The sequence below is a fragment of the Streptococcus saliviloxodontae genome (assembly GCF_016908655.1).
Classification (GTDB): Bacteria; Bacillota; Bacilli; order Lactobacillales; family Streptococcaceae; genus Streptococcus; species Streptococcus saliviloxodontae.
This window is the reverse complement of record NZ_JAFBEI010000002.1, coordinates 24,139-37,545: the sequence shown is the minus strand read 5'-3', so window position 1 is coordinate 37,545 and position 13,407 is coordinate 24,139. Positions and strand designations below refer to the sequence as shown.

Sequence of the window (13,407 nt, the reverse complement as noted above, 5' to 3'; positions counted from 1 at the left end):
TTTATCAACCCATTCTACCACAAATCACTTGCTTTCTCAAATAGTTTATTAGCTTTGAACTTATATTGAATAGGTACATTAAGATTAACGATAAAAATCAGCTTTATCAACAACGTCATTACTCAAATAAGATGATAAGAAAATCCTAATGGTGTCAAACTTATCTCCGGCATCAAATTGATGAATAACAGAATGTGCAATCGTGATCCTTTCCAAAACATCGGTCGTATTTGAACAGATATGCTCATGCATTTCAAATATAACCGGTATCTCTAAGTCTCTCCCATCCCAGTCTTTTGACATCCATGCTTCCTGAAAATCAAGGTAAAGATTATTCACATAGGCGATAAAGTCATTTTCATCTTTTTACTTCTGTTGGTCCATCCCAAGTGTTACCTCTGGAACATCATGCTGGACAAAGGCTATCCCTTTTGACTCCATGAGTTCAACAGCAAACGGGTGTGGGCGGTAATTTGCTTTATAGGTGATTTTCCGAATTCCTGCCTGTAAGAGGGCCTTGGTGCAATTGATACAAGGAAAATGAGTCACATAGATTTCAGTGTTATTGGTTGAAATACCTTCCTTAGCACACTGAATAAGAGCATTCATTTCGGCATGGACAGTTCTAATGCAATGCCCATCTTCCATATAATGCCCCGCCTCATTGCAGTTATCTGTTTCAGAAACGCCTCCGTTGTAACCTGTGGCGATAATGCGGTTGTTTTTAACCAAAACAGCTCCAACAAAAGCACGATCACAGGTTGAACGCTTGGAAATCAGCTCTGCATTTGCCATAAAATAGTCCTGCCAAGAGAGTCTATCCGTCATGAAAGCCTCCTACTTAATCACAATTAACTCTTTCGGTGCTAGCGTCAAGACCTCACAACCATCCTCTGTAATCAAAAGATCATCCTCAATACGTACACCGTACTTGTCAGGAATGTAAATTCCCGGTTCATCTGTCAAGACCATATTTGGCTTAATGGTCTCATCAGACGTTCCGAAGTAAGGATACTCATGGATATCAAGACCAATACCATGGCCAATACCGTGTGTAAAGTAATCACCAAAACCAGCGTCCTTAATGACTTGACGAGGAATCTGATCAAACTGGCGATAGGTTACCCCTGCCTTAGCCGCCTCAATCAGTGCTTGATTGGCAGCCAAGACTGTCTCATAAATCCGATGCTCTTCATCAGTAACGTGACCTACATGAACTGTACGTGTCATATCACTGACATAATGGTCGTAGTAGCAACCAAAATCCAAAGTTAAGGTCTCACCTGACTGGATAACTTTGTCACTAGCCACACCGTGAGGCATAGCAGAGCGATACCCAGATGCCACGATAAATTCAAAGGAAGCACACTCTGCACCATAGTGACGCATACGAGCATCCAAGAAATGATTAACAGCCATTTCAGTCGTTTGACCAGGCTTAATGAAGTCAAGCACATCGATAAAGGCCTTATCTGAAATCTGACAAGCCTTGCGAATAGCAGCAATCTCAGAAGCATCCTTTATCATACGGAGATCCTCAAGAAAGAGACTCTGCGCTTTCAAATCATACTCAGCAAAAACACGTAATAAATGCTGATAGTCAGCATAGGTCACTTGCTCATCAAAACCAATTGTTTTGATATCACTACCGCCTAGGAGCTTAGCAATCTCTTCCAAAGCTGCTCTTGTTTCAATGATGTCAAAATCAGCGGTGATAGACTGCTTAGCAATCAAAGTATAGCGAGCATCCGTCAAGAAGAGACGACGATTTCGCCCTATAAAGACTGTCGCCTCTGTCCCCCAAAAACCTGTCAAATAATAGACATTACGTTGACCAGACACGATAAAGCCATCAAGACCTGTCTCAACCAACTTATCTTCCACACGTTTCAAACGTTCCTCAATATGATTTGTCATATCCCTAAGCCCTCCTTATTCTTACCTATAAGTTTAGCATGATTAACAGAGTTTTAAAAGAAAATATACAAAAGAGAGTAGGACAAAAATGAATTAGTATCCCACTCTCTAAAATTAGTTCAATTTTTCTTTCAAATACTGTCCGGTGTAGCTAGCTTCAACCTGAGCAATTTCTTCTGGTGTTCCTGTCGCAACGATGGTACCACCACCAACACCACCTTCTGGTCCAAGGTCGATGATGTGATCAGCTGTCTTGATAACATCCAGATTATGTTCGACGACAAGAACAGTATTGCCCTCGTCAACAAAGCGATTAAGCACGGTAATCAAGCGAGAAATATCGTCCGTGTGCAGACCTGTTGTTGGCTCATCCAAGATATAAAAAGACTTGCCTGTTGAACGTTTGTGCAGTTCAGACGCCAATTTCATCCGCTGAGCCTCCCCACCAGAGAGGGTTGTGGCTGGCTGACCAAGGGTCACATAACCAAGTCCCACATCCTTAATCGTCTGCACCTTACGAGCGATCTTAGGAATAGCTGCGAAGAATTCTACCGCGTCATCCACAGTCATATCTAAGATATCAGCGATTGTCTTATCCTTGTAGCGAACTTCCAAGGTCTCCGAATTATAACGTGTTCCATGACAAACTTCACACGGCACATAGACATCAGGCAAGAAGTGCATCTCGATCTTGATAATCCCATCCCCTGAGCAGGCTTCACAACGTCCACCTTTGACATTGAAAGAGAAACGCCCTTTCTTGTAGCCACGGATTTTAGCTTCATTCGTCTGAGCAAAGAGGTCACGAATGTCATCAAAAACACCCGTGTAAGTCGCTGGGTTAGAGCGTGGCGTGCGTCCAATAGGACTTTGGTCAATATCTATCAAACGCTCGATATGCTCAATGCCCTCAACAGACTTATGCTTACCTGGCTTGTCAGAATTGCGGTTGAGCTTTTGCGCAATAGCCTTTTTCAAAATAGCGTTGACCAAGGTTGATTTTCCAGATCCAGACACACCTGTCACCGCGACAAATTTGCCCAACGGGAACTTAGCAGAGACATTTTTGAGGTTATTCTCCGTTGCTCCTTTTACCTCAATAAAACGCCCGTTACCTGAACGTCTCTCCTTCGGAACAGCGATGGCTTTTTGACCAGATAGGTACTGCCCTGTAATAGAGTTGGGATTTGCCGCAACCTCTTCAGGTGTCCCTGATGCCATAATCTGTCCACCGAAGGCACCTGCACCAGGGCCCACATCAATCAGCCAGTCTGCCTCACGCATGGTATCCTCGTCATGCTCCACCACAATCAAGGTATTGCCCAAATCACGCATCTTCTTGAGGCTGGAAATCAAGCGGTCATTGTCACGCTGGTGCAGTCCGATAGACGGCTCATCGAGGACGTAGAGAACACCGCTCAAGTTTGACCCAATCTGCGTTGCCAAGCGAATCCGCTGACTCTCTCCACCAGAAAGCGTCCCAGCCGTACGAGACAGGGTCAAATAATTCAAGCCCACGTTGTTCAAGAAAGTCAGGCGGTCAATGATTTCTTTGAGAATAGGACGCGCGATCACTTCGTCATTTTGCCCCAGTGTCAACTCCGATACCAGCTCAAAATGATCCTCGATAGACAGGTCTGATATCTGACCGATATGAAGACCCTCTTCTCCTCCGACACGGACTGACAGCGCAGCATCATTGAGGCGGTAGCCGTGACAAGTTGCACAGGTCAGCTCATTCATGTACTCACGCATGACATTACGCGTGTAGTCACTATTGGTCTCGTGATAGCGACGATTGATATTGGACACAATCCCTTCAAAAACGATGTCAATATCACGCACACCACCAAAATCATTTTCATAATGGAAATGGAACTCCCTATCCCCAGAACCATTCAGCACCAGATCCTGCTCCTCTGCCGTCAAGTCCTGCCAAGGCTTGTCCATCGGCACCCCAAACTGAGTCATGGCCTGCTCCAGCATCTGCGGGTAATAATTAGATGAGATTGGATTCCAAGGCGCAATCGCCCCTTCTGCCAAGGTCTTACTTTGGTCAGGAATGACCAAGTCCAAGTCAACCTCAAGCTTCATTCCCAAACCATCGCAGGTTGCACAAGAACCAAAAGGTGCATTGAACGAAAAGAGACGAGGCTCAAGCTCAGGCACCGTAAAGCCACAAACAGGACAAGAGTAATGCTCCGAATAAAGCAACTCATTGCCATCCATGGTGTCAATGATGAGATAGCCGTCCGCCAACCGCAGCGCTGCCTCAACAGAATCAAAGAGACGTGACCGAATGCCGTCTTTATTGACCAGACGGTCAACCACCACCTCGATGTTATGCATCTTACTCTTGGACAGCTCAGGCACTTCCGTCACATCGTAGATTTCGCCGTCCACACGGACACGGACGTAACCGTCCTTTTGAACCTTTTCAAAAATGCCCTTGTGCTGCCCTTTCTTACGACGAATGACAGGTGCCAAAATCTGCATACGCGTCCGCTCTGGCAATTCCAAAACCTCATCGACAATCTGCTCAACCGATGACGCTGCAATCGCTCCATGCCCATTGATACAGTAAGGCACACCCACACGCGCGTAAAGCAGACGCAAGTAATCATTGATTTCCGTCGCCGTTCCAACCGTCGAGCGAGGATTTTTGCTAGTCGTTTTTTGGTCGATAGAAATAGCAGGGCTAAGACCGTCAATCGAATCCACATCAGGCTTTTCCATATTGCCCAAAAACTGACGGGCATAAGCAGACAAACTCTCCACATAACGGCGTTGCCCCTCAGCATAAATGGTATCAAAAGCCAAAGAAGACTTCCCAGAACCAGACAAACCAGTCACCACGACCAACTTGTCCCTAGGAATCTCCACATCAATATTTTTCAAATTGTGGGCACGCGCCCCACGAATAACTAACTTATCTTGCATAATGATGATACAAAAGCCGTTAAACGCAAAGTGAAAATAGGAAATCTGACTAAGACGCTTGCGTCTAGGAAGAGTTATCTTTTTCACACAGCGTTTCGGCTGTGTTCTAATCCTTTCTATGATACAAAGCCCGTCAAAAACGACTGAATTTTAGGAAATAGGCGCAGTGTGATTATACACAAGGCGATTTATCTAAATTCCGAGTTTTTAGGGCGTGTTCTAATCCTTTCTATGATACAAAGGACTTTCCAGCAAGCTGGAAATTTTCGTAGAAAAATAGGAAATCTGACTAAGATGCTTTAGCATCTAGGAAGATTTATACCTAAAGGTAGCCGTATCTGTAAGCAGTAAAAACTGCAACAGCTACGTCTCTTTTTAACAAAATTCGTATCCCGCCTTCTAAACGATACAAAGCCCGTCAAAAACAATTCATTTTTAAGACATCACCGCAGAGTGCTCACACACAAGGGAATCTATCTAAATGTTGAATTTCTAAGAGCTATTCCACCCCTTCACAATAAACCGTTGAGCCAAAATTTTCAATGAGATAAATGTAGCTCATCAGAGTCATCTAAAGATTCTATAGTTATAAAAGAAGGCGGGTCTAACAGAGCCTACTATAATTTTAGGCTCTTTCTAACTCAAACCATACCAAACTGATTTGGATATGTTCAATCCAGTCTACGCACGACTATTTCTGATAAAAAATAGTTCTCATAGCAATCTTTATTATAACAAATTTTGTCTTCTTTATCGTCCACAAAACTTGACAATTATAGTATAATAAATAAGTATGTATCTTTTTGAAGCATCCGGTAACGATGGTCTTTAAAGAGGTTCCCATTTATAACAAAGCAAGGAGGGTTTTCCTATGAAACAGATGTTTCTATCAACAGCAACAGATTTCAAAGATATTGAAACATTCGAGCCTGGCGCTTGGATCAATCTGGTAAACCCTTCCCAGGAAGAATCTGTTAAAGTTGCTGAACGATTCAATATCGACATTACCGATTTACGTGCCCCTTTGGACTTGGAAGAAATGTCACGTGTCACTGTCGAAGATGATTACACACTTATTATCGTTGACGTACCTACCTATGAGGAACGTAACAACAAGAGTTACTATGTCACCATCCCTCTAGGTATCATTGTCGCAGAAAACGTTGTGATCACAACCTGCCTCCAAGAACTCAGTCTCTTCGATAATTTTTTCAATCGTCGCATTCGTAGTTTTTATACCTTTATGAAAACACGCTTTGTTTTTCAACTCCTCTATCGTAATGCAGAGCTCTTCCTAACAGCCCTACGCTCTATCGACCGACAAAGCGATAAGATTGAGGCGCAACTTGAAGATGCAACACGAAATGAACAATTAATCGATATGATGGAGTTGGAGAAGTCGATCATTTATCTAAAGGCTTCTCTCAAAATAAATGAACGAATTGTCAAAAAGCTCTCTTCAAGCACATCAAGTCTCAAAAAATACGTTGAAGATGAAGACTTACTTGAAGATACCATTATCGAAACCCAGCAGGCCATCGAAATGGCAAGTATTTACGAAAACGTCTTGAATGTCATGACAGAAACGTCTGCATCCATCATTTCCAACAATCAGAATACAATTATGAAGACCCTGGCTCTTATGACCATGGCCTTAGATATCCCAACAGTTGTTTTCTCTGCTTACGGAATGAACTTTAAGGACAACACTATGCCTTTCAATGGTATTCCTAATGCTTTTTGGATTATTGTCCTAATCGCTGCGCTGGGGTCATCTTGTGTTGTCATCTATTTCTTCAGAAAACGCTGGTTCTAACCTAACACCTCTGAAGTCAGTGAACAACAAACTTGACCTTTAACACAAACTATCACAACTAGGAGTTAAAAATGGATTTACAAAATCTTACCAAAAAAAATCAAGAATTTATCAATATTGCTACTCATCAATTGATCAAAGATGGTAAAACAGATCAAGAAATCAAAGATATTCTCGAAAATGCCTTACCATCTATCCTCGAAAACCAATCTAAGGGGATTCCAGCTCGTACAGCTCTTGGTGCACCTACTGTGTGGGCTGCAGCCTTTACTGAAAAACCTGAAGATAAGAAACAAGCTACCCAAGAAAAAGATACGACACCTTGGCGTATGTGGTTAAATACTTCACTTTGGTTGTTTGGTCTCTTCGCCCTCGTTACTGGTGTTCTAAGTCTCATTAGCCCAACCTACCCACTCTATGGTATCTTTACACTCATCGCCTTAGGATTCGGAGGCGGTGCAGTGATGTACGGTAGTTACCACTATATCTACCGTTTCCAATATACTGAAAAACGTGTCGGTTTTTTAAAAACTATTGCCATCATGTTTGTGATGTTGATTGTTTGGATGTTATTATTTGCTTTAACAACCCTCATCCCATCATCAATCAACATCATCCTATCAAATATCATCAGCATCCTTTTAGGCGCTATTGTTCTTGTTGGACAGTATTTCTTCAGAAAAAAATACAATATCGAAAGTGCTTGGTCACCTCAACAAAATACCAAATAATATCAAAACTATGGGAAAAATAACCCCATAGTTTTTTATAGATTCATTTTAACAATCCATCCTCTTTCCTCGTACCACAAGACCGGAAGCCATGAGAATAAAAAAACAACCTTCGATGAAGGTTGTTTTTTTAACGTAAATCGTCTACGAATTAGTCTTCGTTTACGAATGGCATAAGAGCCATAACACGAGCACGTTTGATAGCTGTTGTTACTTTACGTTGGTTTTTAGCTGAAGTTCCTGTCACGCGACGTGGCAAGATTTTACCACGTTCTGAGACGAAACGGCTAAGAAGCTCAGTATCTTTGTAATCAACATATTCAATTTTGTTAGCTGCGATGTAATCAACTTTTTTACGGCGTTTGAATCCGCCACGACGTTGTTGAGCCATGTTTAGTTCTCCTTTATATATTTAATTCGTTCATTCCTAGAATGGAAGATCGTCATCTGAGATATCCATTGGACTTGAATTACCAAACGGACTATCATCTCTAGAAAAGTTAGGTGTTTGACTTGCTTGTGAAGGTTGTGATGAGAAACCACCACCAGATGGAGCACCGCCAAATGAATTATCGAATCCACCAGAACTATATGAACCAGCTGAGCCACCTTCACGTGTAGCACGACTTTCCAAAATTTGGAAATTGTCTGCAATGACTTCTGTCACATAAACACGTTGACCTTGTTGATTTTCATAATTACGAGTCTGAATACGACCTGTAATACCAATCAATGCACCTTTTTTAGCCCAGTTAGCCAAATTTTCAGCTTGCTGACGCCAGATAACACAGTTGATGAAATCAGCCTCACGCTCACCAGCTTGGTTCTTGAAGTTACGATTTACAGCTAAGCTAAAAGTCGCAACTGCTTGATTAGATGGTGTGTAACGAAGTTCTGCATCGCGGGTCATACGACCAACAAGTACTACATTATTAATCATAAACTACCTTCTTAAGCGTCTACTTTAACGATCATGTGACGAAGAATGTCACCGTTGATTTTTGAAAGACGGTCAAACTCGTTAAGAGCTGCATCGTCGTTTGCTTCAACGTTAACGATGTGGTAAAGTCCTTCACGGAAATCTTTGATTTCGTATGCAAGACGACGTTTTTCCCAGTCTTTTGATTCAACAACAGTTGCACCGTTGTCAGTTAAGATAGAGTCGAAACGTGCTACCAAAGCGTTTTTTGCTTCTTCTTCAATGTTTGGACGAATGATATAAAGAATTTCGTATTTAGCCATTGATATTTTCCTCCTTTTGGTCTAATGACTCATGCTCTTTGTCATGAGTAAGTGAGGTATTCTCACAAGACATTATTCTATCAGTTTTTTAGTGATATTGCAAGTAAAAAGTCTCTTTTATATCCTTTCAAGATTTATTCGTTCTCTAAAGAGCAAAAAATTCCGATTCTTAGAGATGGAATCGGAATTTTTTGCTGATAATCTTCTGTCACAGACATCATCCTTTCTTGACAGTCATAAGGAATTTAAGCCTTCATATCTCCATTTTTATAGCGAGAAACATTCATCATTATAACCCTCACTATCTAATAACTATTATCATAGATTATTGTTTTTTGGTGGTCTCACCCCTTTAGATAACTTAAATAACACTTACTTTATCACCGTTTTTATAACGGCTCACATCAAACAACAACATAAGCAGTCCCTCCATCACTTTGTAACAAGTTTTTTTGAACTTCTACTATGCTATGAAAATTTACTAATTTGCATTGGACTCACTTCCTAATCCTTCTTGCAATTCTTTCTTGTAATTCTTTCTTGTAATTCTTTCTTGTAATTCTTTCTTGTAAAGTGGTTTTGCCTACCGTCTATAAAGAGATCTAGTCTCCATTTTTATACCTTGCGACATTTTGTTTCATCATAAGATTTCCTCCTATAAGTCAATTCCTCTATGCCTTCTTTCTATCTTTATTATATTGTAATCGCTTACAAAAATCAAGTGTTTTTGACAAAAAAATAAAAAAACATTCTAACATCACCCTATAAAGAGTCGGTTAGAATGTCCGTTTTATGATTGTCACTATTATTTTAGTAATGTGACAGGATTTCTCTTAGGTTGGCGTCGCTATTCACTTCTTGCGCGGAGTAATAGTCGACCCCTTTGTCCGTAAACAAGAGAATATCTGCCTTCTCATGGTGAACATGCTTAAAATGATGAGAGGACATTACAATCGTTTTACCTAAGCTATGCAAGCTATAAAGGAGCTCTTTAAAAAGCTCATCAGCTTCTTTAGCCAAATTATTAAAAGGTTCATCTAGAATGTAGGCATCTGGATTCATGGCGATAATACTTGCCAAAGCGACCTTTTTCTTCTCACCACCTGAAAGCTGATAAGGGATACGTCTCTCTAATTTTTCAATATTGAGCAATCCTAGAACATCTCTTACTTTGCTTTCAATCGTTGCTTCATCTTGTCCCATTTGACGTAAACCAAAAGCAACTTCGTCATATACTGTTTGGTTAAAGAGTTGCATATCAACATCTTGAAATAAAATTCCTAGCTTTGCATAGAAGCGGTGCTTGCTTTGATTTTGGGATAGTAGCTGATCTAGAGGCTGATCATTGAAAAAAACGGTCCCTTGATCAGCTTTTTTAAATCCCGTAATCAAATCGATAAATGTTGATTTTCCTTGGCCGTTTTCCCCCATTAGAATCAAGTACTGACCTGCCTCAATATCGACAGAGATATTTTCAAAAACCAGTTGATCGTCATACGAACAAGTTACATTTTTTATCTGAAACACTTTTTCCTCCTATACTAGCATACCAACAACAAAAAGAATAACTACAAGTAGGCATAGGTAATCTTTCCAGATAAAGGTAGGTCCCTTATCATAGTAAGCTCCTGTGAACCCTCTTGCTTCCATGGCTTTTTGCAAGTCTTTACCATATTGAACTGCCTTTAAGTAAAGAATTCCCCAAATGTTACTCCCTATTTGAAAATTAAGATGTTGGCCAACAGCTCTCGCCTCGATACCTTTTAGAATATCACCCAACATATTTCCAAAAACGTAAATATACTTGGCAGTGATGTCAATCTGCAATAGTATCATATCTGGAAAATGTAAACTTTTTAAAGCCAACAACAAATCAGACATTCTTGTCAATTCAGAATAGAAGGTAATGAGTAAAGCAATAGTCAACAATCGAATTAAAAATAAAAAGTTAACTCCTTGCCAAAAAAGTGAGGGCAGGTATAGCACAATAGGAAAGACTAAAACAAGCAGCCACTTTTTCAAGACAGCTCTTAAACTATCATCAGGCAAAGTTGCAATAAGCCCAAACAAGACCAATGCTAATAACCAAAAATAGAGTAAGTGATGCGATAAACTAACGCCAACCAACAAGAAAAAGAGACACAACAACCATACTAAAGGATGGAAGTGTGATTTTAAAGGGATGGCTGCCTTGTCTCTAACTTTGACTGTTACTAGAGATAAGACACGGCGATTGCGAATGAGAAAATGGTCTTTTCCTTTTTTAACAAGGAAATCATTTTCTTCTGATAACCAATCCGGTAAAATCATTTTGCTACCCTTCTACCAAATAGGAGACGGTACAAAATGAAAAAGATAAGAATAGCTGTCAAAGCACTTAAAATATAAGCTACTGGCTCAGGTAGACCCTTAATGCTGTAATCTGCCATCAAACTAGTAAAATTAAAGCCATTAACCATTCCTTGAGGTGCTGTAGCAACAACATGGTATTTTGATAAGTTATCAACCAAACCAGCTATATCCCACTCGGCAAATGCTGTACCTGAAGCTAGTAACCCTAATGGTGCAAAAACAATCATACAAGCTATCAAAACTAGCAAAGATTTGTATCTACCCCACTGATTTTTTTCTTGATCTACTGCTGTTTTTTGGTTCTGACGTTTAACAAATTGGTAAACACCTACTGTGAAGAAACCTTCTACAAACCCAATCAAGAGATGGGTTATTCCCATAACGGACACTGTCACGCTCAAAGGATAGGGATTATAGAGTGGATTTCCTGAAGAATCTTTAAATAGTAGTGGTTGTAAACCTAATAGAAGCGCCACTAAAAAGGCTGATAGATTGATACTAACATAACCTGCAAAAAAGCTTGCTAGACCTTCTCTTTTATTGTCCTTACCTCGAACCAGTTTAAAAATACCATAACCTGAAAAAGGCATTACAACAGCCATCACAAAACAGTTCGCTCCTAGAGCTAAAATACCACCATCTCCAAATAAGAAGGCTTGCATCGCTAAAGCAATACTAACCGATAGGGTCGCTGCCCACGGCCCCAGTAACAGGGCGATTAGACTTGCTCCCACTGCATGAGCTGTTGTTCCACCTGGAGCTGGTAAATTAAACATCATAATCAAAAAAGAAAGTGAGGTAGCAATCCCTAGCATAGGTACTGTTTCTTTATCTTCTTTAACCTTGATTTCAACTTTTTTAACCGCCGTGTACCAGATAGGTAACATAACGGCCCCCATAAGGGCACATGTCGTTGGACTCAGATAATTTTCTGGAATATGCATTAACCTCTCCTATCATTTTTTCGTAAGCGTAAAGCAGGAAGTCCTTTTACTTTTTCTCGGAAATAATTGGTACATTCCATAATAACCTCACGGTTATCCCCTGCTGTTGGTCCTAAAATCTTTACAGCTAAACCTGGACAAGCGAGTTCAGAAATACCAAAATCAGATACAAAGTCAAATTCATCCAAGAAAGCTCTCAAATCCTTGATAAAATCGGCATCGATTGCCTGTGAGATAATGACCAAATTATTATAATTAGTCTTTCCTTCAAAATAACCCAAGGCAAACATATCTTCAAACTCAGGCTCTAGGAGCATATTATCATGAAAGACTAATTGCCCGTCACGATAGATTTGCGTCAAAGAATGAAAATAAGTGTACTGGAAAGGTTTATCATCTTCTGACCAACCAGCTGTGACACCGTCTGAGTAGATGAGTTCGCTTGATTGATCCAGCTCAAAAATATTGTGCTGGAGATAACGTGACTTCCCATAAGGAATAACCTCATCAGCTAGATATTCCAAGTAGGTATCTTCTTCTAAGTGAGCTAGTGTTTTTTGTTTGGTTAGGTGACCATGCTTATCACACTTAAAGACATAGGTCGGTGCCTGAGTCGTCACCAAAGCCTTAGCTCCCTTGGTCAAATCGATATCAACATGATAGTTCTCACCCTCTAAAAAACCACCACCTGTACTAATCAAAAAATAGTAAGGCATCTCAGCTTGCTGTTGAGAAGTGTCTGCAGAGATACGAGAATTACCCTCGTAATATTTTTTCCTAGTGATGACCCTGCCATTACGCTCAGAGAAACCTAATTGCATGAGTCCATCGTAGTGTTCTGACATCTTACAAATCCTCTAGCAAGAAGTTTTTACGAATCCATGCTTCTACTTCCTTAACATTGTCTTCATTATTGAGGTTAGTAAAGATGAATGAATCTTCATTACGGAAATGAAGGGTATCTTCACGCATACGGTTGAGATCTGCCCCAACATAAGGTGCTAGGTCTGTTTTGTTAATTAAGAACAAGTCACTCTTAATCATCCCTTGACCAGCCTTACGAGGGATTTTCTCACCTTGAGCAACGTCAATGATGTAGATGGTAAAATCAACCAAGTCTGGACTGAAAGTCGCTGCAAGGTTGTCTCCTCCACTTTCAAGGAAAATCAAATCCAAATCATGATTGAAACGCTCTTGCAATGTTTCAATAGCTTCAAAGTTCATAGAAGCATCTTCACGGATGGCAGTGTGAGGGCAGCCACCTGTTTCAACACCGATGATACGGTCTTCGCTGAGGTTTGAATTTTTTGCCAAGAAAAGGGCATCTTCTTTAGTGTAGATATCGTTGGTGATAACTGCCAAGTTCAAATCTGACATTTGACGTGTCAAACGCTCAACCAACAAGGTTTTCCCTGAACCAACTGGTCCACCAACACCAATAATTACTGTACGTTTTGTCATGTTT

General features: G+C 40.5%; 14 protein-coding genes. 2 read left to right on the top strand and 12 right to left on the bottom strand.

The genetic code is table 11. The features are described 5' to 3' along the window. Nucleotides 1-84: 84 nt before the first annotated feature. From JOC31_RS00655 to uvrA, 4 genes are all read right to left on the bottom strand, one after another. Nucleotides 85-303, bottom strand: a complete 219-nt coding sequence (locus JOC31_RS00655) for a hypothetical protein (RefSeq protein WP_205016293.1) — start codon at nt 301-303, stop codon at nt 85-87. A 63-nt stretch (nt 304-366) separates the two neighbouring features. After that, nucleotides 367-828, bottom strand: coding sequence for a deoxycytidylate deaminase (locus JOC31_RS00650; protein ID WP_205016292.1), 462 nt, complete (start codon nt 826-828; stop codon nt 367-369). A gap of 9 nt (nt 829-837) precedes the next feature. After that, nucleotides 838-1,905, bottom strand: a complete 1,068-nt coding sequence (locus JOC31_RS00645) for a M24 family metallopeptidase (RefSeq protein WP_205016340.1) — start codon at nt 1,903-1,905, stop codon at nt 838-840. Between the two features lie 126 nt (nt 1,906-2,031). Continuing rightward, entirely contained in the window at nt 2,032-4,857 is a 2,826-nt protein-coding gene (gene uvrA, locus JOC31_RS00640; RefSeq protein ID WP_205016339.1) for an excinuclease ABC subunit UvrA, read from the bottom strand. 871 nt (nt 4,858-5,728) lie between these two features. Between uvrA and JOC31_RS00635 the strand changes: the two genes are divergently transcribed. After that, nucleotides 5,729-6,673 (top strand): magnesium transporter CorA family protein, encoded by a 945-nt coding sequence (locus JOC31_RS00635; RefSeq protein ID WP_205016291.1) that lies wholly within the window; start codon nt 5,729-5,731, stop codon nt 6,671-6,673. A 71-nt stretch (nt 6,674-6,744) separates the two neighbouring features. Beyond that, nucleotides 6,745-7,404 (top strand): DUF1129 family protein, encoded by a 660-nt coding sequence (locus tag JOC31_RS00630; RefSeq protein ID WP_205016290.1) that lies wholly within the window; start codon nt 6,745-6,747, stop codon nt 7,402-7,404. A gap of 151 nt (nt 7,405-7,555) precedes the next feature. Here JOC31_RS00630 and rpsR read toward each other — a convergent pair whose 3' ends face one another. The 8 genes from rpsR to ureG all read right to left on the bottom strand — a co-directional run bounded on the left by rpsR (nt 7,556) and on the right by ureG (nt 13,403). Further along, a complete protein-coding gene (gene rpsR / locus JOC31_RS00625; protein ID WP_000068664.1) occupies nt 7,556-7,795 on the bottom strand; it encodes a 30S ribosomal protein S18 in 240 nt (79 codons plus the stop codon). 36 nt (nt 7,796-7,831) lie between these two features. Then, nucleotides 7,832-8,344 carry a single-stranded DNA-binding protein gene (locus JOC31_RS00620; protein ID WP_205016289.1) on the bottom strand — a complete coding sequence of 171 codons (513 nt, stop codon included), beginning with the start codon at nt 8,342-8,344 and terminating at the stop codon, nt 7,832-7,834. A gap of 11 nt (nt 8,345-8,355) precedes the next feature. Then, a complete protein-coding gene (gene rpsF, locus JOC31_RS00615) occupies nt 8,356-8,646 on the bottom strand; it encodes a 30S ribosomal protein S6 (RefSeq protein WP_205016288.1) in 291 nt (96 codons plus the stop codon). Nucleotides 8,647-9,456: 810 nt separating this feature from the next. Beyond that, a complete protein-coding gene (locus tag JOC31_RS00610) occupies nt 9,457-10,173 on the bottom strand; it encodes an ATP-binding cassette domain-containing protein (protein ID WP_205016287.1) in 717 nt (238 codons plus the stop codon). Nucleotides 10,174-10,182: 9 nt separating this feature from the next. Next, nucleotides 10,183-10,956 (bottom strand): energy-coupling factor transporter transmembrane component T, encoded by a 774-nt coding sequence (locus JOC31_RS00605; RefSeq protein WP_205016286.1) that lies wholly within the window; start codon nt 10,954-10,956, stop codon nt 10,183-10,185. Further along, nucleotides 10,953-11,942, bottom strand: a complete 990-nt coding sequence (gene cbiM, locus JOC31_RS00600; protein WP_205016285.1) for a cobalt transporter CbiM — start codon at nt 11,940-11,942, stop codon at nt 10,953-10,955. Before cbiM ends, JOC31_RS00605 begins: the two co-directional genes overlap by 4 nt. After that, a complete protein-coding gene (locus JOC31_RS00595; protein WP_205016284.1) occupies nt 11,942-12,787 on the bottom strand; it encodes an urease accessory protein UreD in 846 nt (281 codons plus the stop codon). The genes cbiM and JOC31_RS00595 overlap by 1 nt, the downstream gene beginning before the upstream one ends. Before the next feature lies 1 nt (nt 12,788). Next, entirely contained in the window at nt 12,789-13,403 is a 615-nt protein-coding gene (gene ureG / locus JOC31_RS00590; RefSeq protein ID WP_205016283.1) for an urease accessory protein UreG, read from the bottom strand. Nucleotides 13,404-13,407: the final 4 nt, after the last annotated feature.